The organism is Streptomyces sp. NPDC059524 (assembly GCF_042749255.1).
Lineage (GTDB): Bacteria > Actinomycetota > Actinomycetes > Streptomycetales > Streptomycetaceae > Streptomyces > Streptomyces xanthii.
Genome location: NZ_JBHYTK010000132.1, coordinates 1 through 23431, shown reverse-complemented (window position 1 = coordinate 23431; position 23431 = coordinate 1). Strand labels below are relative to the sequence as shown.

Annotated in this window: 26 protein-coding genes; 8 read left to right on the top strand and 18 right to left on the bottom strand. The window is 71.4% G+C overall.

Annotated elements, in window-relative coordinates:
- Positions 1 to 83: 83 nt before the first annotated feature.
- From ACFW9D_RS29245 to ACFW9D_RS29235, 3 genes are read right to left on the bottom strand one after another with little or no spacing between them, the layout of a single operon-like run.
- Positions 84 to 479 carry a PIN domain-containing protein gene (locus tag ACFW9D_RS29245; protein ID WP_384626684.1) on the bottom strand — a complete coding sequence of 132 codons (396 nt, stop codon included), beginning with the start codon at positions 477 to 479 and terminating at the stop codon, positions 84 to 86.
- Positions 479 to 772 (bottom strand): hypothetical protein, encoded by a 294-nt coding sequence (locus ACFW9D_RS29240; protein WP_384626681.1) that lies wholly within the window; start codon positions 770 to 772, stop codon positions 479 to 481. Before ACFW9D_RS29240 ends, ACFW9D_RS29245 begins: the two co-directional genes overlap by 1 nt.
- 5 nt (positions 773 to 777) lie before the next feature.
- Complete coding sequence (locus tag ACFW9D_RS29235; protein ID WP_384626678.1) at positions 778 to 1362, bottom strand: ATP-binding protein; 585 nt, start codon at positions 1360 to 1362, stop codon at positions 778 to 780.
- Positions 1363 to 1477: 115 nt separating this feature from the next.
- Between ACFW9D_RS29235 and ACFW9D_RS29230 the strand changes: the two genes are divergently transcribed.
- From ACFW9D_RS29230 to ACFW9D_RS29210, 5 genes are all read left to right on the top strand, one after another.
- Positions 1478 to 2323 carry a helix-turn-helix domain-containing protein gene (locus tag ACFW9D_RS29230; protein ID WP_384626675.1) on the top strand — a complete coding sequence of 282 codons (846 nt, stop codon included), beginning with the start codon at positions 1478 to 1480 and terminating at the stop codon, positions 2321 to 2323.
- Positions 2310 to 2519 (top strand): DUF397 domain-containing protein, encoded by a 210-nt coding sequence (locus ACFW9D_RS29225; protein WP_384626672.1) that lies wholly within the window; start codon positions 2310 to 2312, stop codon positions 2517 to 2519. The genes ACFW9D_RS29230 and ACFW9D_RS29225 overlap by 14 nt, the downstream gene beginning before the upstream one ends.
- A gap of 20 nt (positions 2520 to 2539) precedes the next feature.
- Entirely contained in the window at positions 2540 to 2998 is a 459-nt protein-coding gene (locus ACFW9D_RS29220; protein WP_384626669.1) for a pyridoxamine 5'-phosphate oxidase family protein, read from the top strand.
- 60 nt (positions 2999 to 3058) lie between these two features.
- The gene (locus tag ACFW9D_RS29215; protein WP_384626666.1) at positions 3059 to 3712 is read left to right on the top strand and encodes a hypothetical protein; all 654 of its coding nucleotides are present in this window, start codon (positions 3059 to 3061) and stop codon (positions 3710 to 3712) included.
- Between the two features lie 153 nt (positions 3713 to 3865).
- Positions 3866 to 4543, top strand: a complete 678-nt coding sequence (locus ACFW9D_RS29210; protein ID WP_384626664.1) for a DUF4232 domain-containing protein — start codon at positions 3866 to 3868, stop codon at positions 4541 to 4543.
- 5 nt (positions 4544 to 4548) lie between these two features.
- On the opposite strand, the gene ACFW9D_RS29205 is transcribed toward ACFW9D_RS29210, so the two are convergent.
- From ACFW9D_RS29205 to ACFW9D_RS29175, 7 genes are all read right to left on the bottom strand, one after another.
- Entirely contained in the window at positions 4549 to 5721 is a 1173-nt protein-coding gene (locus ACFW9D_RS29205; RefSeq protein WP_384626661.1) for a winged helix DNA-binding domain-containing protein, read from the bottom strand.
- A 41-nt stretch (positions 5722 to 5762) separates the two neighbouring features.
- Positions 5763 to 6755: a porphobilinogen synthase gene (gene hemB / locus ACFW9D_RS29200; protein ID WP_188338335.1), complete on the bottom strand. Its 993-nt coding sequence runs from the start codon at positions 6753 to 6755 to the stop codon at positions 5763 to 5765.
- Positions 6756 to 6845: 90 nt separating this feature from the next.
- Entirely contained in the window at positions 6846 to 8525 is a 1680-nt protein-coding gene (locus ACFW9D_RS29195) for a uroporphyrinogen-III synthase (RefSeq protein WP_384626658.1), read from the bottom strand.
- Positions 8522 to 9484, bottom strand: a complete 963-nt coding sequence (hemC, locus tag ACFW9D_RS29190) for a hydroxymethylbilane synthase (RefSeq protein WP_188338333.1) — start codon at positions 9482 to 9484, stop codon at positions 8522 to 8524. Before hemC ends, ACFW9D_RS29195 begins: the two co-directional genes overlap by 4 nt.
- Positions 9481 to 11154: a glutamyl-tRNA reductase gene (locus tag ACFW9D_RS29185; protein ID WP_384626655.1), complete on the bottom strand. Its 1674-nt coding sequence runs from the start codon at positions 11152 to 11154 to the stop codon at positions 9481 to 9483. The genes hemC and ACFW9D_RS29185 overlap by 4 nt, the downstream gene beginning before the upstream one ends.
- Positions 11151 to 11957, bottom strand: coding sequence for a redox-sensing transcriptional repressor Rex (locus ACFW9D_RS29180; RefSeq protein ID WP_384626652.1), 807 nt, complete (start codon positions 11955 to 11957; stop codon positions 11151 to 11153). Before ACFW9D_RS29180 ends, ACFW9D_RS29185 begins: the two co-directional genes overlap by 4 nt.
- A gap of 343 nt (positions 11958 to 12300) precedes the next feature.
- Positions 12301 to 12579 carry a glutaredoxin family protein gene (locus ACFW9D_RS29175; RefSeq protein WP_188338330.1) on the bottom strand — a complete coding sequence of 93 codons (279 nt, stop codon included), beginning with the start codon at positions 12577 to 12579 and terminating at the stop codon, positions 12301 to 12303.
- Between the two features lie 116 nt (positions 12580 to 12695).
- Between ACFW9D_RS29175 and ACFW9D_RS29170 the strand changes: the two genes are divergently transcribed.
- From ACFW9D_RS29170 to ACFW9D_RS29160, 3 genes are all read left to right on the top strand, one after another.
- Entirely contained in the window at positions 12696 to 13631 is a 936-nt protein-coding gene (locus ACFW9D_RS29170) for an HAD family phosphatase (protein WP_188338329.1), read from the top strand.
- A 308-nt stretch (positions 13632 to 13939) separates the two neighbouring features.
- On the top strand, positions 13940 to 14743 hold the full coding sequence (locus ACFW9D_RS29165; protein ID WP_188338328.1) for an ECF subfamily RNA polymerase sigma factor, BldN family: 804 nt from the start codon (positions 13940 to 13942) through the stop codon (positions 14741 to 14743).
- Positions 14744 to 15023: 280 nt separating this feature from the next.
- Positions 15024 to 16244: a DUF5667 domain-containing protein gene (locus ACFW9D_RS29160; protein WP_384626647.1), complete on the top strand. Its 1221-nt coding sequence runs from the start codon at positions 15024 to 15026 to the stop codon at positions 16242 to 16244.
- 75 nt (positions 16245 to 16319) lie between these two features.
- Here ACFW9D_RS29160 and ACFW9D_RS29155 read toward each other — a convergent pair whose 3' ends face one another.
- The 8 genes from ACFW9D_RS29155 to ACFW9D_RS29120 form a co-directional block, all read right to left on the bottom strand.
- Positions 16320 to 17369, bottom strand: a complete 1050-nt coding sequence (locus tag ACFW9D_RS29155) for a lysophospholipid acyltransferase family protein (protein ID WP_188338326.1) — start codon at positions 17367 to 17369, stop codon at positions 16320 to 16322.
- A 14-nt stretch (positions 17370 to 17383) separates the two neighbouring features.
- Positions 17384 to 18451 carry an NAD-dependent epimerase/dehydratase family protein gene (locus tag ACFW9D_RS29150; protein WP_384626644.1) on the bottom strand — a complete coding sequence of 356 codons (1068 nt, stop codon included), beginning with the start codon at positions 18449 to 18451 and terminating at the stop codon, positions 17384 to 17386.
- 210 nt (positions 18452 to 18661) lie between these two features.
- A complete protein-coding gene (locus ACFW9D_RS29145; RefSeq protein WP_003948845.1) occupies positions 18662 to 18760 on the bottom strand; it encodes a 30S ribosomal protein bS22 in 99 nt (32 codons plus the stop codon).
- A gap of 182 nt (positions 18761 to 18942) precedes the next feature.
- Positions 18943 to 19155: a helix-turn-helix domain-containing protein gene (locus tag ACFW9D_RS29140; protein WP_188338324.1), complete on the bottom strand. Its 213-nt coding sequence runs from the start codon at positions 19153 to 19155 to the stop codon at positions 18943 to 18945.
- Positions 19156 to 19285: 130 nt separating this feature from the next.
- Complete coding sequence (locus ACFW9D_RS29135; RefSeq protein WP_188338323.1) at positions 19286 to 20101, bottom strand: phosphatase; 816 nt, start codon at positions 20099 to 20101, stop codon at positions 19286 to 19288.
- Between the two features lie 108 nt (positions 20102 to 20209).
- The gene (locus tag ACFW9D_RS29130) at positions 20210 to 21385 is read right to left on the bottom strand and encodes an acetoin utilization protein AcuC (protein WP_188338322.1); all 1176 of its coding nucleotides are present in this window, start codon (positions 21383 to 21385) and stop codon (positions 20210 to 20212) included.
- The gene (locus ACFW9D_RS29125; RefSeq protein WP_384626640.1) at positions 21336 to 22571 is read right to left on the bottom strand and encodes an MFS transporter; all 1236 of its coding nucleotides are present in this window, start codon (positions 22569 to 22571) and stop codon (positions 21336 to 21338) included. The genes ACFW9D_RS29130 and ACFW9D_RS29125 overlap by 50 nt, the downstream gene beginning before the upstream one ends.
- Before the next feature lie 78 nt (positions 22572 to 22649).
- Positions 22650 to 23315, bottom strand: coding sequence for an HAD family hydrolase (locus ACFW9D_RS29120; protein WP_384626638.1), 666 nt, complete (start codon positions 23313 to 23315; stop codon positions 22650 to 22652).
- Positions 23316 to 23431 lie beyond the last annotated feature (116 nt).

The window sequence follows — 23431 nt, the reverse complement described above, 5'->3', positions numbered from 1 at the left end:
CCCCAGTGGCGTCGTCCTTGTTTTTTTTTCACAACCCCCCTGTGGGGGGGGGCGCCCCCCCCCCCCCCCCCCTCCTTGTGCGCTCACAGCCCCCTGACCACAACCCGCCCCGCACAAAGCTTCCGCAGATCATCGACGTCGGACGTGTACACCACCACGTTCCCTCGCTGCTGCCCCGCGATCACCGCAAGCGCCGCATCGATCGCGTACTTGTGCCCGTGCAGCCCGGCGTCCGCCAGCAGCGCGACCGCCTCGTCGGCCACCTCCCGCGACACCGGCTCCACCACGACCCGCGACATCGCCCAGGCCCACGCCTCCCGTCGCACCTGACCGTGATACGCCTCGATCAAGGTCATCGCGCTGGTCACGACACGGATTCCCTGCGCATGCGCAGCCGCGAGCAGCGCCGTCATCCTGCGCTCGCGCCGTGCCGCCCGCGACAAGCCCTCACTGTCCAGAACCAGGCAATCGACCGCCATCAGCCCGCCAGAGGAAGGTCACCGCGGCTCGCAGCCACGTCACCACCTGGTCCCGACCCGGTGAACTCACGACCCGCGTCGCGCAGCTCAGCCGCCGCTTCGGCAAGCTCGGCCTCGCTCAGCGCCCCGCCCTCCTCCTGCATCCACGCCACCAGCTCCCCGAGCCGGTCACTCTCCCGCTGCCGCTCTATGGCCCGCGTGACATACGCACTGAAGCCCCCCGGACCGACCTCACCGCGAATCTCCTCGGCGAGCTCCTCCGGCAGCGTCACGGTGTACTTCTTGGTTGCCATACCCATCACCATACCGACACCTCCCCGCGATCGCCCGCCACCTCGAACCACACCGCCTTCCCCTCCCCCCGCACCTCGATCCCCCAGGCCAGAGCCACCGCGTCGACCAGCGCGAGCCCCCGCCCCGACTCGTCCTCCGCCCGCGCGGCGACCAGCACCGGCAACGCCCCGACCGCCGGATCCATCACCTCCACCCGCACCCGCCGCGCCGCCCCACCCGCCCGAACCCGCACCCGCGCGGCCGCCCCCTCACCCACATGCCGTACGACGTTGTTCAGCAACTCGGCGACGCACAGCTCGGCCTCCCGCCCGTACCGCGCCCCGACCTCCCGCCGCACCGCCCGTACGGTCTCGCCCCGGGCCGCCAGCTCGACCTCCCACCACACGCCCCCGCCCAACGCGTCGACGAGCCGCCGCGCGGTCCCCGTGTTGCAGTTCCCGAGCGCGACGAGCCCCATGGGCGGCATGTAGTCCCCGGCGAAGGCCGGCAGATCGACCCGGAGCGAGGGAAGGGTGATCCCGTGCGAGGCCAGCGCCCCGCGCAGGGCCTCCACGCAGTCCTCCATCTCGTAACCGCTGTGTCCTGACATCCCTGCACCCTTTCGACGCGCTCCGTGACCAACTGACCACACAGTGGCGCGGCGCGGCGTACCGTAAAAGGGTTTCTGGTTACGCCCTGCAACTGGCAAACGGCGGTGATGAGTTGTGCCCTCCCGCAAGGATCCGGACGCCTCGGCGAACGTGCCCTCGTTCTACGGCGCCGAGCTGCGCTACCTCCGAGAGGAAGCCGGTCTGACCCTGGAGCAACTGGCCGAGGGCAGCTTCCGCGGCATCCCGTTCCTGAGCCAGATCGAGCGCGGGGAACGCCGCATGCCGATAGATCTGGCCCGCCACGTGGACGAGAAGCTCAGCACGAACGGCTTTTTCACCCGCCGCTGTGAAGATGTCCGCAAGGCCCGGCAGGCCGGGCACGCAGAGTACTTCGCAGATGTCGTCGAGATGGAGCAGCACGCGGAGACGATCGAGGAGTGGGCCCCGATGCTGGTGCCCGGCCTGCTCCAGACCGCCGCCTACGCCGAGGCTCTGGTGCGAGCAGCCCTTCCCCGCGCGACCGACGACGACGTCGCCCAGAAGGTGCGGACCCGCATGTCACGCCCCAAGCTCTTCGAGTCCGAGGACCCGCCGTTCCTCTGGACGATCCTCGACGAGTCACTCCTCCACCGCCAGGTGCTGCCCGCCGACGGAATGGCCGAGCTCATGGACCACATCGCCGCCACGATCACCGCCACCCGGTCCGTTCTGCAGATCGTTCCGCAAACAGCCGCCGCCCACCCGTTCATGATGGGCATGACCAAGGTGATGACCTTCAGGGATGCACCGCCAGTGGTGTACACGGAGGCCCTGCACAGCGGCCAGCTCATCGACTATCCGGCGCTCGTGAAGAGGTACCGCGAGTCGTACGATCTGCTGAGGGCCGCCGCTCTCCCACCAGGGGCGTCCCTGGCCATGATCCAGGCAGCGGCAGAGGAGTACCGAAATGGCGTTCAGTGATGCTGACTTGAGCAAGGCCTGCTGGCGCAAGAGCAGCTACAGCAATGGCACTGGCGGCGATTGCGTAGAGGTCGCCACCAACCTCACCGGAACCGGCACCATCCCCGTCCGCGACACCAAGCACAACACCACCGGCCCCACCCTCCTCATCGGTACCGCCGCCTGGTCCGCCTTTCTGGCGGAAATAAGCGCGTAGGCAGGGACGTTGGCGCGATCATGACTCAAGGACCCGCGCCCCGCCCGCTCTCCGACGAAGCCCTCTCCGAGCTGCTCTCCAAGCAGCAGTTCGGCACGCTCGCCACCGTCAAGCGCAGTGGCCACCCCCACCTGACCACGATGCTGTACAGCTGGGACCCGGAGACCCGTACCGCCAGGTTCTCGACGACGGCCGACCGCATCAAGGTCAAGCACCTGCGCAACAACCCCCGCACGGCACTGCACGTACAGGGCGGCGACGTGTGGTCGTTCGCGGTCGCCGAGGGAGAGGCGGAGGCGACGGCCCCCACTACGGTCGCGGGCGACGAGGTCGGCCGGGAGCTGCTCGGGATGATCCCGGCGGGCGCGAAGCCGGAGGACGAGACCGCGTGGCTGGAGCAGCAGGTGGCCGAGCGGCGCCTGGTGATCCGCCTGAAGGTGGACCGCCTGTACGGAACGGCGCTCGACATCAACGGCTAGGCCCCGTAGCGAGAACCGGCCAGGCCTGGCCGGGCGTGGCCACCGGGGAGAATGCCGGGCATGGCAGCCGTCTCCCCCGCGTCACGACTCGTCGCCACCGCCGCGCGGTCCCGGCTCCGCCCCCTCGGACTGAGGCAGCGGGGCCGCTCGCGTATCTGGCTCGACGACCACGGGTGGTGGCTGGGCGTGGTCGAGTTCCCGTCGCCCCAGTGGAGCCAGGGCAGCGGGCTCACCGTCGGCGTGATGTGGCTCTGGCAGGACGTCGGACACGTGACGTTCGACTTCGTCCAGCAGACCCGGACGGAGTCGTACCGCGACGAGACCCAGTTCGGCCCGGTCGCCGCGGAGCTGGCCGGTACCGCCGAGGCGCGGGTGACCGGACTCAGGGAACAGTTCGCCGACCTCCGGTCCGCGACCCGTCGGCTCCTGGCCCGCCCACCCCGCACCGCCTCCCCGTGGGAGAACTTCAACGCCGGCGTGGCCGCCGCCCTGACCGGCGACGCACCCTCCGCCCGCACCAGGTTCACCGCGGTCCTGGCCGAGGACCCCTTCACCGACTGGATCGAGGATCTCCAGCGGACGACCCGGCACCTGGCCGAACGCGCCGATGATCCGGCCGCCGTACGGGTATGGGCCACCACGGCAGTGCTGTCGTGCCGGGCGAAACTGGCGCTCGCGGACCCGCCCGGGCCGCCGGACGAACTGCTCGCCTGACCCGGCGCCGAACGAACCCCTGTGTAACAGCCCTGTCAGGGACACGTCCCAGCCGGAACGGAACCCACCCCCACCCCGGTCCTCCTGAACAGCACGACAGACGACCGCACGGCCACACGCCACCGCCTCCCCCACACACCCGAGGACGTTCCGATGCGCACCCAGACGAAGCACGCCAAGAAGCTGACCCTCGCCGCCGTCGCCCTGGCCGCCGGCCTCTCCCTCACCGCCTGCCAGTCCGGCAACGACGGTGACAACGATGCCTCCGCCTCGACCGACCCCACCTCCTCCTCGTCCGCGCCCTCCTCCCCCGGCGCGGAGGCGTCCACCCCGGCCACGGACAGCACCGGCAGCACCGGCAGCGCGGGCACCGGCAACACCACCGGCGGCTCCGGCGACGACAAGGGCAGCGGCGGCGGCCAGATCAACACCGGCCCCTGCAAGACCGCCAACCTCACCATCACCGCCACCCACGGCATGGGCGAGGGCGACGTCCTGGTCAGCCTCAAGAACACCAGCGACGCCTGCAACCTGAAGGGCTTCGCCGGGGTCGACCTCAAGACCGCCGACGGCGACACCATCAGCGCGGGCCGCACCGAGAACGCCGCCCCGTCCGTCGTCCTCCAAGGCGGCGCCACCACCCGCTTCACCCTGCACACCCCGCGCAACGACAGCGGCGGCTCCGGCGTGAAGGTCACCCAGCTCGTGATCACGCCCCCGAACGAGACGCACTCCAAGACGATCCCGTTCAGCCTCAGCCTCCCGGTCACCGACGGCTCCCACCCCGAGCAGGGCGTCATGGTCGACCCCGTCGGCACCGGCAAGCAGTAACCCGCTCAGCCCGCCAGGACCCGCGTCTGCGTCACCGGCAGCCCCTTGACCCACCAGTGGTCATAGCGCCGGTACGCGGACACGTCCCGCCCCGCGAGGAACGCGAACAGCCCCCGCGCCTCCGCCTCCAGTTCCTCCCACACCGCGGCCGGCAACTCCCGGAACGCCCCCACCTCGATCCCGGCCCCGCCCTCGGCGACCCGCCAGACCCCGGCCACATACCCGTCCACCAGCACGGTCGGCAGCACATCCCCGTTCACCCGGGTCACGTGCTTGCGGTACTCGGCCGGGATGACCCGGCCCCGGTCCGCGTAGGCGAGCAGCACGCTGTCCCACATCGGCAGCAAGCGCACGGGCGCCACCACGTCCTCGTCCGGCACGACCCCGCCGGGAACGTCGTACAGAACCTCGCCCTCCCCCTCCAACTCCCGGACTGCGTCGCCGAGTTCACGCAGCGCGCCCCGCACCCGCCCCTTCTGCACGAGCCCGAACTGCGCCACGTCCGACACGGTCGCCGGACCGAACCCCTCCAGATAGCGCAGGACCAGCGCCCGCATCCCCGCCGCCGCGGCCTCGTCCCCCTCAAGGACGGGACGGCTCGCCTCCCCCGCCGCGACGAACTCCTGCCCGCCGTTGCCCACGTACGCCCACGGAGCGTCGGAGACCGGGGCGTGCCACAGCGGCGCGTACTGCCGCAGCATCCGCCAGGCGGGCAGCGCGACCGCCTCCTCGATCCCGGCCTTCTCCACCAGCCAGTCCTTCAACTCCGGCCCGCCACACGGCTGTTCGGCACGGGCCAGCAGTTCCGGCAGCAGTCGCGTCGCGTCCGCCTCCGTCAGCCCCGAGTCCCGGAAGCGCCGGTCCCGCAGCCGCGCGCCCCGCACCGTCGGCTCCACGGCCGCCCGCAGCGCCGGATAGTCGTCCACGTGCACCGCGTGCAGCGTGATCCGCATCATCGTGGACTTCACGACCCGGTAGCCGGCGAACAGGGCGTCCAGCGCCGACGCCTCGAAGCCCTCCACCCTGTTCCACAGGGCCACATACGGCGAAGCGGGCTGCTGCGCCTGAAGCGCGACAACCCGCCGTACCGCGTCCTCGGCCGGCACCCCGGCGCGCTCCAGGAGCAACTGCCGTGCCAGTGTCGACCGGTTGAGGGCACGCGCGGAGATCGTCGTCATGCCACGATTCTGCCGCGCGGACCCGTGGATCCTGCCGGGGATCAGCCCAACTGCTGAGCCACCTCGGTCGCCCAGTACGTGAGGATCATGCTCGCCCCGGCCCGCTTGATGCCGGTCAGCGACTCCATGATCGCCCGGTCCCGCTCGATCCAGCCGCGCTGCGCCGCCGCCTCGATCATCGCGTACTCACCGCTGATCTGGTACGCGGCGACCGGCACGTCCGAGGCCTCGGCGACCTTGGCCAGGATGTCGAGGTACGGTCCGGCCGGCTTGACCATGACCATGTCGGCGCCCTCCTCGAGGTCGAGCGCCAGCTCCCGCAGCGACTCCCGCGCGTTCGCCGGGTCCTGCTGGTACGTCTTGCGGTCGCCCCGGAGCGAGGACCCGACGGCCTCGCGGAAGGGACCGTAGAAGGCGGAGGAGTACTTCGCCGTGTAGGCGAGGATCGCGACGTCGTCGCGGCCGATCTGGTCGAGGGCGTCACGGATGACGCCGATCTGGCCGTCCATCATGCCGCTCGGACCCACCACGTGGGCGCCCGCGTCGGCCTGGACCTGCGCCATCTCCGCGTACCGCTCCAGCGTCGCGTCGTTGTCGACCCGGCCGTGCTCGTCGAGGACGCCACAGTGGCCGTGGTCGGTGAACTCGTCGAGGCACAGGTCCGACATGACGAGCAGGTCGTCGCCGACCTCGGCCCGCACGTCGCGCAGCGCCACCTGGAGGATCCCGTCGGGGTCGGTGCCGTCCGTGCCGGCGCCGTCCTTCTTCTCGTCCAGCGGCACACCGAACAGCATGATCCCGGAGACGCCCGCCTCGACGGCCTCGGCCGCCGCCTTCTTCAGCGAGTCACGGGTGTGCTGGTACACGCCGGGCATGGACCCGATCTCGACCGGGGCGTCGATCCCCTCGCGCACGAACGCGGGCAGGATCAGATCGGCCGGATGCAGCCGCGTCTCGGCGACCATCCGCCGCATGGTGGGATTCGAGCGCAGCCGCCGGGGCCGCGAACCGGGGAAAGAGCCGTACCGAGTCACTGCACTGTCACCTCGTACCTACACGTACCTACGAAAACGAAGCGGGGCGGGCATCCGGCCGAAGCCGAGCACCCGCCCCTCAACACTGCCTTACGGCGCGGCCCGCCGACGACGCGCCCCCGGCCGCCGCTCGCTCGGCCGCGTCACCGGATCCCCGGCCTCCACGGCCGCGTCCCGGCGCCGCGCGCCGAACTCGGCCAGCGCCGCCGCCAGCTTGTGCACCGACGGCTCCGGAGCCATGACGTCGACCCGCAGCCCGTGCTCCTCGGCGGTCTTCGCCGTGGCGGGACCGATGCAGGCGATCACCGTCACGTTGTGCGGCTTGCCGGCGATACCGACCAGGTTGCGGACCGTCGAGGACGACGTGAACAGCACGGCGTCGAAGCCGCCGCCCTTGATCGCCTCACGGGTCTCCGCCGGCGGCGGCGACGCGCGCACGGTCCGGTACGCCGTGACGTCGTCGACCTCCCAGCCCAGCTCGATCAGCCCGGCGACCAGCGTCTCCGTGGCGATGTCGGCGCGCGGCAGGAAGACACGGTCGATCGGGTCGAAGACCGGGTCGTACGGCGGCCAGTCCTCCAGGAGACCGGCGGCCGACTGCTCACCGCTCGGCACCAGATCCGGCTTCACACCGAACGCGATCAGCGCGTTCGCCGTCTGCTCGCCGACCGCCGCGACCTTGATCCCGGCGAAGGCCCGCGCGTCGAGCCCGTACTCCTCGAACTTCTCGCGCACCGCCTTGACCGCGTTGACCGACGTGAAGGCGATCCACTCGTAGCGGCCCGTCACCAGACCCTTGACCGCGCGCTCCATCTGCTGCGGCGTGCGCGGCGGCTCGACGGCGATCGTCGGCACCTCGTGCGGCACCGCCCCGTACGAGCTGAGCTGGTCGGAGAGCGAAGCGGCCTGCTCCTTCGTCCTCGGCACGAGCACCCGCCAGCCGAACAGCGGCTTCGACTCGAACCAGGACAGCTGGTCACGCTGGGCGGCGGCACTGCGCTCACCGACCACGGCTATCACCGGCCGGTTCCCCTCGGGCGAGGGCAGCACCTTGGCCTGCTTGAACGTCTGCGCGATGGTGCCGAGCGTCGCCGTCCACGTCTTCTGACGCGTCGTCGTACCGGCCACCGTCACCGAGAGCGGGGTGTCGGGCTTGCGGCCCGCCGCCACCAGCTCACCGGCGGCCGCCGCGACCGCGTCGAGCGTCGTCGACACGACGACCGTGCCGTCGGACGCCCCGACCTCGGTCCAGCACCGCTCGGTCGCCGTACGGGCGTCCACGAACCGCACGTCGGCACCCTGCGCGTCCCGCAGCGGGACACCGGCGTACGCGGGCACGCCGACGGCCGCCGCGACACCCGGCACGACCTCGAAGTCGATGCCGGCGGAGGCGCAGGCGAGCATCTCCTCGGCCGCGTACGTGTCGAGCCCGGGGTCGCCGGACACCGCACGGACGACCCGCTTGCCGCCCCGCGCGGCCTCCATGACAAGATTGGCCCAGTCCCTCGGAGCCGGGACCGCGACGACAGTTGACGACTCGTCAGCGGTGCCGGGCTGCCCGGGTGCGCCCTCGGCGTCGAGCACGGTGACGCCCGCCCCGGCATGCGCGCGGACGACGTCGAGCACTTCGGGCTCGGCGATCAGCACATCCGCTCGGGTCAGGGCCTCCACGGCCCTCAGGGTCAGCAGTCCCGGGTCACCGGGACCGGCACCCAGGAAGGTGACGTGCCCCGGTGCACAGGCGGTCGATTCAGCGGTGGTGGGGCTCAAAGTGCTCGCTCCCCCATCAGACCGGCCGCGCCCTTGGCCAGCATCTCGGCGGAAAGTTCCCGCCCGAGCGCCAGCGCCTCGTCGTGCGACGTGGGCACGGGACCGGTGGTGGACAGCTGCACCAGCTCGGAGCCGTCGGTGGTGCCGACGACGCCGCGCAGGCGCATTTCCTTGACAATCTGCCCATCGGCCAGAAGGTCGGCGAGAGCACCCACGGGTGCGCTGCAGCCGGCCTCCAGGGCGGCGAGCAGGGAACGCTCGGCGGTCACGGCGAACCGGGTGAACGGATCGTCGAGCTCGGCGAGCGCGGCGGCGAGCGCACCGTTCGTGGCGGCGCACTCGACTGCCAGGGCCCCCTGACCGGGGGCGGGCAGAACGATGTCGGTGGACAGGAAGTCGGTCACTTCTTCCGTCCGGCCGATCCGGCTGAGCCCGGCGGCCGCGAGAACCACGGCGTCCAGCTCGCCCTTCTCGACGAACCCGATCCGGGTGTCGATGTTCCCGCGGATCGGTACGGTCTCGATCCGCATCCCGTGGCTCTTCGCGTACGCGTTGAGCTGGGCCATGCGGCGCGGCGAACCCGTGCCCACGCGAGCGCCGTCGGGCAGCTCCGTGAACTTCAGTCCGTCACGCGCGATCAGCACGTCCCGCGGGTCCTCGCGCAGCGGCACGGCGGCCAGCGTGAGGTCGTCGGGCTGCGCGGTCGGCAGGTCCTTGAGCGAGTGCACCGCGAAGTCCACCTCGCCCCGCGTCAGCGCGTCGCGCAGCGCGGTCACGAAGACACCGGTGCCACCGATCTGCGCCAGGTGCTCCCGGGAGGTGTCGCCGTACGTGGTGATCTCCACGAGCTCGACCTCACGGCCGGTCACCTGGCGCACCGCGTCGGCGACATGCCCGGACTGGGCCATGGCCAGCTTGCTGCGGCGCGTCCCCAGCCTCAGTGCTCTCTCGGCGGTCATGCCGGGCCTCGATTCTTGCCTACCGCGTCTTCACGGTCTCGGGGGGTGGCCCGGGAGACGGCGGCGACCGTCTCCGGGTCCAGGTCGAACAGGGTCCGCAGCGCGTCCGCGTACCCGGCACCGCCGGGCTCGGCCGCCAGCTGCTTGACCCGTACGGTCGGCGCGTGCAGCAGCTTGTCCACCACGCGCTTCACGGTCTGGGTGATCTCCGCACGCTGCTTCTCGTCCAGGCCGGGCAGCCGGCCGTCGAGGCGGGCGATCTCGTTCGTCACCACGTCCGCGGCCATCGTGCGCAGCGCGACGACGGTCGGCGTGATGTGCGCGGCCCGCTGCGCGGCGCCGAACGCGGTGACCTCGTCGGCCACGAGGGCCCGCACCTGGTCCACGTCGGCGGCCATCGGGGCGTCCGCGGACGCCTCGGCGAGCGACTCGATGTCGACGAGGCGCACCCCGTCGATCCGGTGCGCGGCCGCGTCGATGTCCCGCGGCATCGCCAGGTCGAGCAGCGCGAGCGCGACCGGGCGGGCCGGCGGCTCGGGCGTGCGCTCGCGGCGCATCTCCGGCACCCGGCCCACGGCGGCGAGCGCCGCGATGGCCTCGGCCTCGGAGGGCTGCGGGGCGGGGCTGACCCGGTCGGCCGGGGCGTTGTCCACCCAGGCGCCGTGCTGCTCCAGGGCGGCCGCGTCGAATCCGGCGACGGCGGCCTCGCCCTCGACGGAGAAGCCGCTCTCCATCGGCAGCCCGCCGCGCACCGTCTCCACCGGGCAGCCGTCGGCGGCCGCGGTACGGCCCGCGGCGGGCGCGGCCGGAGCCGGCACGTCGGCGCCCGCGGTCGGGGTACGGCCCGCGACGGCGGCCCGCACCGCGTCCGCGGTCAGGACCAGGCCGGTCGCGCCGGTGCAGGAGATGGCGACGTCGGCACGTGTCAGTTCGTCCGCCACCGCGTCCATCGCGACGGCCCGCGCGGCGGTGCCGCCGTCGGTGATGATCTCGGCGAGGCGCTCGGCGCGCTCCAGGGTGCGGTTGGCGACGACGACCTCGGCGACCCCGGCCCGCGCGAGCGTGGCCGCGGCGAGCGAGGACATCGAACCGGCGCCGATCACCAGCGCCCGCTTGCCCTTCGCCCAGGCCTCGACCGGCTGCCCCAGCGCGAGCTGCTCCAGGCCGAAGGTGACCAGCGACTGCCCGGCCCGGTCGATGCCGGTCTCCGAGTGGGCGCGCTTGCCGACGCGCAGCGCCTGCTGGAACAGGTCGTTGAGGAGCTTGCCCGCGGAGTGCAGGTCCTGGGCGCGGGCCAGCGTGTCCTTGATCTGGCCGAGGATCTGGCCCTCGCCGACGACCATCGAGTCGAGGCCGCACGCCACCGAGAACAGGTGGTGCACCGCCCGGTCCTCGTAGTGCACATAGAGATAAGGGGTGAGCTCGTCCAGGCCCACGCCGCTGTGCTGCGCGAGCAGGGTCGACAGCTCGGCGACACCGGCGTGGAACTTGTCGACGTCCGCGTACAGCTCGATGCGGTTGCAGGTGGCGAGCACGCCGGCCTCGGCGGCCGGCTCGGCCGCGAGGGTGTCCTGCAGCAGCTTGGCCTGGGCGTCCGCGTTAAGCGACGCGCGCTCCAGGACGCTGACCGGTGCGCTGCGGTGGCTCAGCCCGACGACGAGGAGACTCATGCCGGCATCACGGCGGGGACGTCCCCGTCGGGTCCCTTGCGGTCGCTGCCGCCGGAGGGGGCGGCCTTGGTGACCTTGGCGGCCGGGCCCTCGACACCGACACCGCCCGCGGCGGGCGGCACCTCGGCCTCGTCCGCGGCGTCCCCGGCCTTGCGCTGCTCGTGGAAGGCGAGGATCTGCAGCTCGATGGAGAGGTCGACCTTGCGCACGTCGACGCCGTCCGGGACGGACAGCACGGTCGGCGCGAAGTTCAGGATGGAGGTGACACCGGCGGCGACCAGGCGGTCGCAGACCTGCTGCGCGGCGCCGGCCGGGGTCGCGATGACGCCGATCGACACGCCGTTCTCGTCGACGATCTTCTCGAGGTCGTCGGCGTGCTGCACGGCCATGCCCGCGACGGACTTGCCGGTCATCGCCGGGTCGGCGTCGATCAGTGCCGCGACGCGGAAGCCGCGCGAGGCGAAGCCGCCGTAATTGGCCAGGGCCGCGCCGAGGTTACCGATACCGACCATGACGATCGGCCAGTCCTGGGTCAGGCCCAGCTCGCGCGAGATCTGGTAGACGAGGTACTCGACGTCGTAGCCGACACCGCGGGTGCCGTACGAGCCGAGGTAGGAGAAGTCCTTGCGCAGCTTCGCGGAGTTGACCCCCGCCGCGGCCGCGAGCTCCTCGGAGGAGACCGTGGGCACCGAACGCTCCGACAGAGCGGTGAGGGCGCGGAGGTACAGCGGAAGCCGGGCGACGGTGGCCTCGGGAATCCCTCGGCTGCGGGTCGCCGGTCGGTGAGTTCGGCCAGTTGCCACGGTGCTCCTGCGGGTAGAGCGGGGCTGCGGGCGGCTGAAACTTCCGTGACCGCCCCGTCGAATGCAGGCTATGTCTTTGTGAACGCGTGCACAAAGATGGTGTCCGATTTGCCCGGCCAACGTGACCGGGGTCACGCGCCCTTCGCACCCGTAACGGGAACCGGCGCGCGGGCTGCTTCGTTGCACACCTGTCGGGGGCAAAACCGCACACCTTCCTTACGATCCACGCCCCCGAGACCAAAACCGCCCCCGATCCTAAGCGACTTTCGGGGCGAGTTGGACTGGTCGGTCAGTGATCTGCACGACCGGTCGGGGGCCTCGCCCTCACTCCGTACGCGGTGTGCTACGAGGTGAGCGCACGCCGCAGCCGTTCCTCCTGCACGCGCCAGAAGTCGTGCTGCGCCCCGTCGACGAGCACGACCGGGATCTGCTCCCAGTACTTGCGGTACAGCTCCTCGTCCTCGGTGATGTCCTTCTTCTCCCAGGATGCTCCGACCTCGGCGCACACCTTCTCGATGACCACCTGTGCGTCATCACACAGGTGACAGCCGGGCTTCCCGATCAGCGTGACGACCCGCTCGCTCGGGTCCTTCTTCTCTCTTCTGCGAAAGACGGGACTCATACCGGCCATTGTCACCCCGGCGCACGTCACGCAGGACGCACGGATTTCACAGAACTACAGCTTCCCGAAATCCCCTCGACTCCGGAACCACCGAACAAACTGGCTATGCTCGCCGCATGGCCGCTCTTGGATGGCTCACACCCCGTAGGCGCTCCGCCACCGCGCGGAGCGTGCTGGCCGGCGAGGCCTCTGCCGAGGCCGCCCGCAAGTCCTCCCAGGAGCTGGAGGACCAGCAGGCGCTGGAACAGCCCGCGCAGGAACCGGAGTTCCCGGTCGTCGGCGACGACAAGGCCGCCGCCTTCTTCGACCTGGACAACACGGTGATGCAGGGCGCCGCGATCTTCCACTTCGGCCGCGGCCTGTACAAGCGGAAGTTCTTCCAGCGCCGCGAGCTGACCCGGTTCGCCTGGCAGCAGGCCTGGTTCCGGATCGCCGGGGTCGAGGACCCCGAGCACATGCAGGACGCCCGCGACAGCGCCCTGTCCATCGTCAAGGGCCACCGCGTCTCCGAGCTGATGTCCATCGGCGAGGAGATCTACGACGAGTACATGGCCGAGCGGATCTGGCCCGGCACCCGCGCCCTCGCCCAGGCCCACCTCGACGCGGGCCAGAAGGTCTGGCTGGTCACCGCCGCCCCGGTGGAGATCGCCACCGTGATCGCCCGCCGCCTCGGCCTGACCGGCGCCCTCGGCACCGTCGCCGAGTCCATCGGCGGCGTCTACACGGGCAAGCTCGTGGGCGAACCGCTGCACGGCCCCGCGAAGGCCGAGGCCGTCCGCGCGCTCGCCTCCGCCGAGGCCCTGGACCTCGGCCGCTGCGCCGCGTACAGCGACTCGCACAACGACATCCCGATGCTCTCGCTCGTCGGGCACCCGTACGCGATCAACCCCGACGCCAAACTGCGCAAGTACGCGCGGGAGCGGGAGTGGCGGCTGCGCGACTACCGCACGGGCCGCAAGGCCGCCAAGGTCGGGATCCCGGCCGCGGCCGGCGTCGGCGCGCTCGCGGGCGGCACCGCCGCGGCGATCGCGCTGCACCGCCGCCGCCGCTGACTCCCGCCGATTCGGGTGGGCTTACCCGCCCCGGCGGCGCGGCAGTCCCGTTGATACCACTCGACCACAACGCGTCACCGGCACAGCCGGAATCTGACCTCAATCGATCAACAACTGATCACTCTCCGGTACTTGAACCACCTCCGAACAGCTGCAGAAGTGACGGAACCGGTGATTTGAGCAACTGGGTGTAGCGCTCCCTGCACGAAGCGTTATTCTCCTCAGACGCATTTCGGTACCCACACGTCAGCACGACGGGTGAACGGTCCCGCACTGCACGTGATGGAAGCTCTGCCTCTGGGAGTCCCGTGTACCCACACGTCGGGGTTGACGCCTCGGGCCTGGCTACGCTGCGCGCAACGGTCGTAGACCGCTTGCGCGGCTTCGTCCCCACCGCGTACGCCGTCCCCGCCCTTGCCGTCGCCGCCCCCGCAGCGACCGGTCCCACCGGTCCGTGCTTCGCCCTGGCCAACACCGGAGCGGCCACGGCCGGCAGACGAGCGCGCTCCGGAGCCGCCGGCGCCTCGGGTACGTCCACCGCCCGCCGGCCCGCCGCGGACAGTGACAGCGCCCGCATGATGGATCTGGTCGAGCGCGCACAGGCCGGTGAGGCCGACGCCTTCGGCCGGCTGTACGACCAGTACAGCGACACCGTCTACCGCTACATCTACTACCGCGTCGGCGGAAAGGCGACGGCCGAGGACCTGACCAGCGAGACCTTCCTGCGCGCCCTGCGCCGCATCGGCACCTTCACCTGGCAGGGCCGTGACTTCGGCGCCTGGCTCGTGACGATCGCGCGGAACCTGGTCGCCGACCACTTCAAGTCCAGCCGCTTCCGCCTCGAGGTCACCACCGGCGAGATGCTCGACGCCAACGAGGTGGAGCGCAGCCCCGAGGACTCCGTCCTGGAGTCCCTCTCCAACGCGGCCCTGCTCGACGCGGTGCGCCGGCTCAACCCGCAGCAGCAGGAGTGCGTCACGCTGCGTTTCCTGCAAGGCCTGTCCGTCGCCGAGACCGCGCGCGTGATGGGCAAGAACGAGGGCGCGATCAAGACCCTCCAATACCGGGCCGTCCGCACGCTGGCCCGGCTCCTCCCCGACGACGCGCGCTGATTCACCCCCCGGATCACCCCGGATCACCCCACCGGCCGTCACGGAAGGCGACCCTCAACTCACCTTCTGTGAAAGCCGGATGGGATCGCGGTCGGATCATCTTTCGCGCGTAACCCAAGTGCCGCGCCGCTCGTTGTGCGGGATGCAGGCTCCCTGTGGTCACGTCCGGACCGGCCGCACTCACTCGATCGGGTGCACGCCGGCGCGGCCGTGCAACCCTCAGGACCCCCTGGGGAGTCGACATGGGAGTCGACCGTCATGACGAGAGGAGGTGCCGCCAGTGATCGCGAACGTATCGGCACACCGGCGGGCGAACGCCTTCGCCCAGGCCCTGGAGGAGCAGTCCGACCGGGACCCGGCGGCGCGGCAGCCGGCGGAGCCGGCGGCTCAGCACAGCGACCAGGCAGAGAGCGGGCAGGACAGGCTGCTGTCCCTGGCCGAGGGTCTGGGCGACCTGCCCAGGCCGGAGCTCGACCCCGAGGTCAAGGTGGTGCAGCGGGCCCAGCTCGTGGCCGCCATGGAGGCCATGTTCAAGGAGGGCGCGAATCCGGCCGTACCCGAGCAGCGCAAGAGCAAGGGTGCCCACCGGGCGACCCCGCTCGGCAAGCTCCGTCCCCGCTCGCGCCTGTCCAAGGGCATCGCCGCGGGCGGCCTCACGGTCGGGGTGGCCGCGGGCGCGTTCAGCGGAGTGGCCGCGGCCAGCTCCGACGCGCTGCCCGGTGACTCGCTCTACGGGCTGAAGCGCGGCATGGAGGACGTCAAGCTCGGCATGGCCGACAGCGACTCCGACCGCGGGCAGATCTACCTGGACCAGGCCTCCACCCGGCTCGGCGAGGCGCGCCGCCTGATGGACCGCGGCGGCCGCACCGGTCAGCTCGACCACGAGTCCGTCGGCGAGGTCCGCCGCGCCCTGTCCGGCATGCGCTACGACGCCTCGGAGGGCCACCGCCTGCTCAGCGAGGCGTACAAGCGGGACGGGTCGCTCGGCCCGATCCAGGCCCTGTCCTCGTTCACCGAGTCGCACCGCAAGACCTGGACGGCCCTCAGCGGCAAGCTCCCGGTCCAGCTCGGCGACGTACGGGACGAGGTGAGCTCGGTCTTCGCCGCCATAGACGAAGAGGTCGGTCCGCTGCGCTCGCTGCTGCCGCGGACCCCGGACCGGGGCGGCTCCTCCGACCCGGCGCGGGACGGCGCCACGGCGCCGGGCGCTTCGGGCACGGATTCCTCGACGCCGTCCGGTTCGTCGAGCCCGGAGCACAGCGCCGGTTCGTCGACGAAGCCGAAGCCGTCCAGCTCGGGCACCGGCAAGGAGGACGACGGTCTGCTCGGCGGCGCCGCGGGCGGTCTCCTCGACCCGCCGGAGGACAAGCCGTCCACGTCCCCGACCGACGGCCGCTCCGGCTCCGGCAGCACGACCCCGGCCCAGCCGGACGTCACCCTGCCCCCGCTGCTCCCCGGCATCCTGCCCGGCCTGGGCATCGAGGGCGAGGACGCGAACTAGCACCCGCGGAAGAGGAAGGGCCCGGGGTAGTGCCCCGGGCCCTTCCTCATGCCCGCACCCCTCAGAAACCCCGCCTCAGAAAAACACCGACCGCCGCTGCACCAAGAGCTTGTAGAGCGTGTGCTGGATCTGTTCGCGGACCTGGTCGGTCAGGTTGAACATCAGCATCGGGTCCTCCGCCGCCTCCGGCGGGTACCCGTCCGTCGGGATCGGCTCGCCGAACTGGATCGTCCACTTCGTCGGCAGCGGCACCGCGCCCAGCGGACCCAGCCACGGGAACGTCGGCGTGATCGGGAAGTACGGGAACCCGAGGACCCGCGCCAGAGTCTTCGCGTTGCCGATCATCGGGTAGATCTCCTCCGCCCCGACGATCGAGCACGGCACGATCGGGGTGCCCGCGCGCAGAGCCGTCGACACGAAGCCGCCCCGGCCGAAGCGCTGCAGCTTGTAGCGCTCGCTGAACGGCTTGCCGATCCCCTTGAAGCCCTCTGGCATGACGCCGACCAGCTCGCCGGACTCCAGGAGCCGCTGCGCGTCCTCGGCGCAGGCCAGCGTGTGCCCGGCCTTGCGGGCCAGCTCGTTGACCACCGGCAGCATGAACACGAGGTCCGCCGCGAGCAGCCGCAGGTGCCGGTTGGCCGGATGGTGGTCGTGGACGGCGACCTGCATCATCAGGCCGTCCAGCGGCAGCGTCCCCGAATGATTGGCGACGATCAGCGCGCCGCCCTCCTTCGGGATGTTCTCCACGCCCTTCACCTCGACGCGGAAGTACTTCTCCGCGACCGGCCGCAGCAGCGACATCAGGACCTGGTCGGTGAGCTCCTGGTCGTAGCCGAACTCGTCGACCTCGTAGTCCCCTGTGATCCGGCGGCGCAGGAAGGACAGGCCGCCCGCGATCCGCCGCTCCAGCCCGCTCCGGGGCGTGCGCGCGGGCTCGGAATCGGCGGCCTGCTCCGGCTCGGGCCGCGCGGGCTCGGGCACGGGCAGGGGCTGCACCTCGGCCACCGCCGCGGGCTCACCCCGGCGCCGGCCACCGCCGGGCCCCCTGCGGCGCGCTGCCGCCCCCTTGCCGGCGGCCCCTCGCGACCGGTCGTCGTCGAACGGAATGACCTTGGCGTCCGCCATCGTTCCTGCGCTCCTCAGTTGGCGCTGTGCGTCGGGGGGTGACCTGGCGTGCCGCCGAGCAGGGGCAGCGCCGCGATCCTGTCCACGGCCCCGGCCAGGGCCCGCGGCGGCAGCAGCCCGGGACCCCGGCTGCGGACGAAGTCCTCGAACGTCTCCGCCGTCGTGTACTTCGGCCGGTACCCCAGTGTCTCGCGCATCTGCACCGTGGACACGACCCGACCGTGTGTCAGGAGCCGGATCTGCTCCGGCGAGAAGTCCGTGACCCCGAGCGTGCGCAGGGCGCCGCCCACCCAGTTCACCGCCGGCAGCAGCACCGGCACGGTCGGCCGCCCGAGCCGCCGCGAGCACTGGGAGAGGAGCAGCACCCCGTCCCCGGCGACATTGAACGTCCCGCTGTTGAGCGTGCCCCGGGCCGGCTCGTGCGAGGCGATCCGCAGCACCTCGATGACGTCGTCCTCGTGCACGAACTGCAGCCGCGGGTCGTAGCCGAACACGGTCGGCATGACCGGCAGCGACAGATACTCGGCGAGCGGCGAATCGGCCGTCGGCCCCAGGATGTTGGCGAAGCGCAGCACGCACACGGCGACGTCGGGCCGGCGCCGGGCGAACCCGCGCACATACCCCTCGACCTCCACCGCGTCCTTCGCGAAGCCACCGCTCGGCAGCGACTTGGGCGGCGTCGTCTCGGTGAACACGGCCGGGTCGCGCGGCGCGGACCCGTACACGTTCGTACTGGACTTCACGACGAGCCGCCGGACGCTGGGCGCCTTCTGGCACGCGCCGAGGAGCTGCATCGTCCCGATGACGTTGGTCTCCTTGACCGCGCCGCGGCCCCCGGCGACCAGGGCCGTCCCCGTCACGTCGAGATGCACGACCGTGTCCACGGAGTGCTCGGCGAGCACCCGGGCGATCGCGGGCTGGCGGATGTCGGCCTGCAGGAAGTCGGCCCCGCCCAGATGGTGCGCGGGCGGCACGGCGTCCACCCCGATCACCCGGTCCACCTCGGGGTCCCGCTGGATCCGCCGCACGAAACGGCCACCCAGCTGCCGGGCCACCCCGGTCACGAGCACGACCTTGCCCAAGATCAGCGCCTACCTTCCGTCCGGCCCGCCGCGCCCCACGGGCATGGCCTGCGGGTCACGTTAGCGCCTCGATGTTGCGCTGTGATGACCTGGCGATGCAGGAAGTGACCACATCCACAGTACGGCGGACGACGAAAGCCCCCGGAACGCGCTGTGGCCCCTCCACCGATCGGTGAAAGGGCCACAGTGCGCGCTTGTCGCAGCAGTCGCTTACTTCTTGTTACGACGCTGCACGCGGGTGCGCTTCAGCAGCTTGCGGTGCTTCTTCTTCGCCATCCGCTTGCGCCGCTTCTTGATAACAGAGCCCACGATTACCCTCGCTCACTTCTCGGACAACCCCTGCACTGCAGGGACAATCACTCGGTGCGGGGCTAATTGGGGCCCACACGACCTACGAGGGGCTAGCCTACCCCGCCCGAGTGCCGAGCTTGAAATCGAGGGGTCTCCGGGTCCGCCGGGGGATCGCCCGCGGCCCTCCCGGAGCGCACCCGTCAGGCCGTTTCCACCCCCACATAGGACTCGCGGAGGTACTCGTGAACCGCTTGCTCCGGGACACGGAAGCTCCGCCCCACGCGGATCGCGGGCAGATGACCACTGTGCACCAGCCGGTACACGGTCATCTTGGACACTCGCATGACCGCGGCCACTTCCGCCACGGTCAAAAACTGCACCTCGTTCAGAGGCCTACTCTCACCAGCAGCCATGTCACACCTGAACCTTCCGCACTCGACGGCCACCGGCTTCCCCTTCCGGTGACTCAACGTCGTTGCGTGCTCACTCCCCAATGTAGGGGCGGGTGATGCGAGTGGGGAAGAGGAGCAGCGATCAGGCGGCCTACTGTGACAGACACGCTCGATTGAGTACATAGCGCGTGAGTGGGCGGTAGTAGACGGACCGCACGCCGTCATCAAGCGGAACGACGACGGACACCTGCCCCTCCGCCTCCCCCACGAACAGCGCCGGATCGTCCGTGTCCGCCAGGCCGATCGCCTCGAACCCCAACTGACCTGCGCCGCAGACCCAGCCGTGATCCCCGACCACGAGCCCCGGCAGCGGCGCCCCGGCCTCGGCGAGCGCCCCGAGCACCGTCCGAACCGGGAGCGGCGAATGCGTGTGCGCGCCGGTCTCACCACCCGGCGGCCGCGCGCCGGGTTCGCGCACCAGCGCGACGCCCCGTACGTAGTCCAGGTTGTACGTGCGTAGACCGAACCGGGTCGTTATGTCGACACGGCGACCCTGCGCCGGAGTGAGAACAGGACAGCCGGCCGCCGACAGAGCGTCCGCAAGCGCGGCGTAGAAACCGAGCAAACGGTGCGGATGCCCCGTACCGAACAGCACCGGAACGCGCGCCTCGGCCGCCCGCCCCAGCCGGTCCGCGAACGCGTCGAGCGCGAGCAGCGTCCGCTCCGGATCGATGACGTCGCACCCCGACACCTGCCCCGGGTCCGCCGACACCCCGCACCGGTCCGCCATCAGCGCCAGCAGCTCCCGCGGCCCCCACGCCCACTCGGGATCCAGCCCGAGCAGCACCCGGGGGTCCCGCGCCGCGAACAGCCGATAACTGCGCAGGCTGACCTCGCGCGAGGTCGCCACGGGCCCCGCGAGCCGTGCCGCCAACAGATGCGCACGCAGGGCGCCGGTGCTCAACACCCGGGAAATGCTGGTCCATCGGGCCCCCGGCCGCCCCGTGAACGCCCGAACACCGCACAGTCGGAGTAACAGCCGGAGCAATCGGCACGGCGCGCGCCGGGGCGCACGCTACGGCAGCAGACCCCGTAGCGGGAAGGCCGCCTTCCGCGTCGCCAGGATCGCCTGGTCCAGCCGGTCCGCGGGGTCGTACCCGGCCTCCCACTCCCGGTACGAGACCGGCCACCGCCCGTCCGTCATCCGCTGCGGCGCCAGCTGGCGGGTCCGCGCGTACGCGTCCTGCCGCCACCCGTCCGGGATCACCGTCTCGGGCGCGATCTCCCGACCGGCCGCGATGCCCACCAGATGCGTCCACGACCGCGGCACCACGTCCACGACCGCGTACCCGCCACCGCCGAGCGCGACCCACCGACCGTCCGCGTGCTGGTGCGCCAGCTCGTGACAGGCCACCTGCACGGCCCGCTGCGCGTCCAGCGACACCGCGAGATGCGCCAGCGGATCCTCGAAGTGCGTGTCCGCCCCGTGCTGCGTCACCAGGACCTGGGGCCGGAACTCGGCGAGCAGCTCCGGCACCACGGCGTGGAAGGCCCGCAGCCAGCCGGCGTCGCCGGTCCCGGCCGGCAGTGCCACGTTCACCGCCGAGCCCTCCGCGGCCCCGTCCGCCCCGGTCTCCTCCGGCCAGCCGGTCTGCGGGAACAGCGTGCGCGGATGCTCGTGCAGCGAGATCGTCAGGACCCTCGGGTCCTCCCAGAACGCGGCCTGCACCCCGTCCCCGTGGTGCACGTCCACATCCACGTACGCGACCCGCTCCGCCCCCAGCTCCAGAAGCCGGGCGATCGCCAGCGCCGCGTCGTTGTAGACGCAGAACCCGGACGCGGCCCCCGGCATCGCGTGATGCAGCCCGCCGGCGAAGTTCACCGCGTGCAGCGCGTCCCCCCGCCACACGGCCTCCGCCGCGCCCACCGACTGCCCCGCGATCAGCGCGGACACCTCGTGCATCCCGGCGAACGCCGGATCGTCCACGGTCCCCAGCCCGTACGCCTGGTCGGCGGCCTCGGGATCCGCGGAAGCGGCCTTCACCGCCTCCACGTAGTCCTCGCGGTGCACGAGCCGCAGCGTCGAGTCCCCCGCCCGCTTGGCGGCGACGACCTCGACCTCCCGGTCCAGCCCGAACGCACTCACCAGCCCCCGGGTCAGTTCGAGCCGCACCGGATCCATCGGATGCCCGGTGCCGAAGTCATACCCCGCTACCGCCGGGTCCCACATCAACTGCGCGCGGCCGCTCATGCCCGCCACCGTATCGGTCCGTCCCCCGCCCGAACGAAGGGGCGTACACGAGCGTGACGAGCACCAGCACCATCGGTACGAGCATGGCGCCCCGATAGCTCCACGCGTCACCCAGCGCCCCGACCAGCGGCGAACCCACCAGGAAGCCCACGTAGTTGAAGATGTTCAGCCGCGCGATCGCCGCGTCCGACGCGTTCGGGAACAGCCGGCCCGCCGCCGCGAACGTCTGCGGCACGATCACACACAGCCCGAGCCCGAGCAGCGTGAACCCCAGCATGCCCACCCAGGCCCCCGGCGCCGCGGCCACGACACCGAACCCCCCGGCCGCGACGACCGCCCCGAAGCGCACCACCGTCACCGGCCCGAACCGCCGCACCCCCACATCGCCGACGGCCCGCCCGACCAGCGTCATCACCATGTAGACGTTGTACGGAACGGTCGACAGCTGCTCCGAGCTGCCCAGCACGTCCTGGAGGTACTTGGCGCTCCAGTTGGAGACCGTCGAGTCCCCGATGTACGCGAACGACATCACCAGGCACAGCGGCAGCAGCATCTTGAAGACGATGCCGCTGTCCTTCCCGCCGGCCGCCGCCGTCTCCGCCCCGGCGGCCCCGTCCACGTACCAGCGGCTGCCCAGCAGACACAGCGGCAGCGCGACGGCGACCACGGGCAGGTACGACAGGAACAGCGACAGGTCCCAGTGCGCCCCCGCCCAGGCGAGCGAGGCCCCCACGATCCCGCCCAGGCTGTACGCGGCATGGAACCCGAGCATGATGCTCCGCCCGTACGCCCGCTGGAGGCTCACCCCGAGCATGTTCATCGAGGCGTCCAGCGCACCCACGGACAGCCCGAAGACGCCCAGGGCGACGGCCACCTGCCACATCGCGTCGCCGGCCCCGACGCCGAGCAGCGCCAGCAGCAGGACGGGCTGCGACCACCGCAGCACCTGGCTCGGCCGCACCCGCTTCACGAGCTGCTCGGTCCCCACGCTGCCCACACCCGCGAGGATCGGCACGGCGGCCAGGAACACGGGCAGCAACCCGTCCGAGATTCCGTACTGGTCCTGGAGCGCGGGGATCCTCGTGACCAGCACCGCGAACGCGGCACCCTGCGCGAAAAAGCTCAACGCGAGGGACTTCCGCCCCCAGCGCAGCACACTCGTGACCCCACCTATGCCGTCCGTCATGGCGGCACAGTAGAGCCGGTTCTTACTGGTGGGTAGACGGTTCGGCAAAGCATGAGACGACCGTTACCTGAGCGATGTTCAACTTTTCTCAGCCAGCAGTACGGGCAGTTCCCGCATGTCGGAGAAGAGCCCGTCAGCGCCCTCCAGCCGCTCGGCCGGAGTCATCGCCGTGAACCCGTAGACGTCCATCCCCGCCGCCCGCGCCGCCCGCACCCCGAGCGGACTGTCCTCGACGACCACGCACCGCTCGGGCGCCACACCCATCCGCTGTGCGGCGTACAGGAAGAGGTCCGGGGCGGGCTTGCCGCGCCCCACGTCCTGCGCGCTGAAGACGCGCCCCGCACCCTCACCTTCGCCGAACCACCGGTCCAGCCCGGTCTTCCGGTGCCCGACCCGGATCCGCTCATGGCTCCCGGACGAGCCGACGCAGTACGCCACCCCGTCGGCGCTCAGCTTCTCCAGCACCTCGACGACACCGTCGACGGCCTGGAGCTCCCGATCGAACGCGGCGAAGACCCGTGCGTGGAAGACCTCGTCGAAGTCCTCCGGCAACCGCTGCCCGCTCCGCTCGAACACGAGGTCGTGGACGCGGTGCATCGCGGCGCCCATGTAGTCGCGGATCGACTCCTCGAGCGTGGTGGGATGCCCCAGCTCGGTGAGGTAGCCGGCCAGAAGGGTGTTGGAAAGGACCTCACTGTCGACGAGAACACCGTCGTTGTCGAAGATGACCAACTCGTAGCGCATAAAGCCTCCTCAAACTCCCCTTAAACGCAGAAAACCCCGGACCGTGTCCCGGTCCGGGGTTTTCTTCAAAATTTGTTCGGCGGCGTCCTACTCTCCCACAGGGTCCCCCCTGCAGT

Excerpts from the sequence above, each read along its gene's own strand:
- ACFW9D_RS29245 (WP_384626684.1), bottom strand. The coding sequence starts at position 479 with ATGGCGGTCGATTGCCTGGTTCTGGACAGTGAGGGCTTGTCGCGGGCG.
- ACFW9D_RS29240 (WP_384626681.1), bottom strand. The coding sequence starts at position 772 with ATGGCAACCAAGAAGTACACCGTGACGCTGCCGGAGGAGCTCGCCGAG.
- ACFW9D_RS29235 (WP_384626678.1), bottom strand. The coding sequence starts at position 1,362 with ATGTCAGGACACAGCGGTTACGAGATGGAGGACTGCGTGGAGGCCCTG.
- ACFW9D_RS29225 (WP_384626672.1), top strand. The coding sequence starts at position 2,310 with ATGGCGTTCAGTGATGCTGACTTGAGCAAGGCCTGCTGGCGCAAGAGC.
- ACFW9D_RS29220 (WP_384626669.1), top strand. The coding sequence starts at position 2,540 with ATGACTCAAGGACCCGCGCCCCGCCCGCTCTCCGACGAAGCCCTCTCC.
- ACFW9D_RS29215 (WP_384626666.1), top strand. The coding sequence starts at position 3,059 with ATGGCAGCCGTCTCCCCCGCGTCACGACTCGTCGCCACCGCCGCGCGG.
- ACFW9D_RS29210 (WP_384626664.1), top strand. The coding sequence starts at position 3,866 with ATGCGCACCCAGACGAAGCACGCCAAGAAGCTGACCCTCGCCGCCGTC.
- ACFW9D_RS29205 (WP_384626661.1), bottom strand. The coding sequence starts at position 5,721 with ATGACGACGATCTCCGCGCGTGCCCTCAACCGGTCGACACTGGCACGG.
- hemC (WP_188338333.1), bottom strand. The coding sequence starts at position 9,484 with ATGACCGCCGAGAGAGCACTGAGGCTGGGGACGCGCCGCAGCAAGCTG.
- ACFW9D_RS29185 (WP_384626655.1), bottom strand. The coding sequence starts at position 11,154 with ATGAGTCTCCTCGTCGTCGGGCTGAGCCACCGCAGCGCACCGGTCAGC.
- ACFW9D_RS29175 (WP_188338330.1), bottom strand. The coding sequence starts at position 12,579 with ATGAGTCCCGTCTTTCGCAGAAGAGAGAAGAAGGACCCGAGCGAGCGG.
- ACFW9D_RS29170 (WP_188338329.1), top strand. The coding sequence starts at position 12,696 with ATGGCCGCTCTTGGATGGCTCACACCCCGTAGGCGCTCCGCCACCGCG.
- ACFW9D_RS29155 (WP_188338326.1), bottom strand. The coding sequence starts at position 17,369 with ATGGCGGACGCCAAGGTCATTCCGTTCGACGACGACCGGTCGCGAGGG.
- ACFW9D_RS29140 (WP_188338324.1), bottom strand. The coding sequence starts at position 19,155 with ATGGCTGCTGGTGAGAGTAGGCCTCTGAACGAGGTGCAGTTTTTGACC.
- ACFW9D_RS29130 (WP_188338322.1), bottom strand. The coding sequence starts at position 21,385 with ATGAGCGGCCGCGCGCAGTTGATGTGGGACCCGGCGGTAGCGGGGTAT.
- ACFW9D_RS29125 (WP_384626640.1), bottom strand. The coding sequence starts at position 22,571 with ATGACGGACGGCATAGGTGGGGTCACGAGTGTGCTGCGCTGGGGGCGG.
- ACFW9D_RS29120 (WP_384626638.1), bottom strand. The coding sequence starts at position 23,315 with ATGCGCTACGAGTTGGTCATCTTCGACAACGACGGTGTTCTCGTCGAC.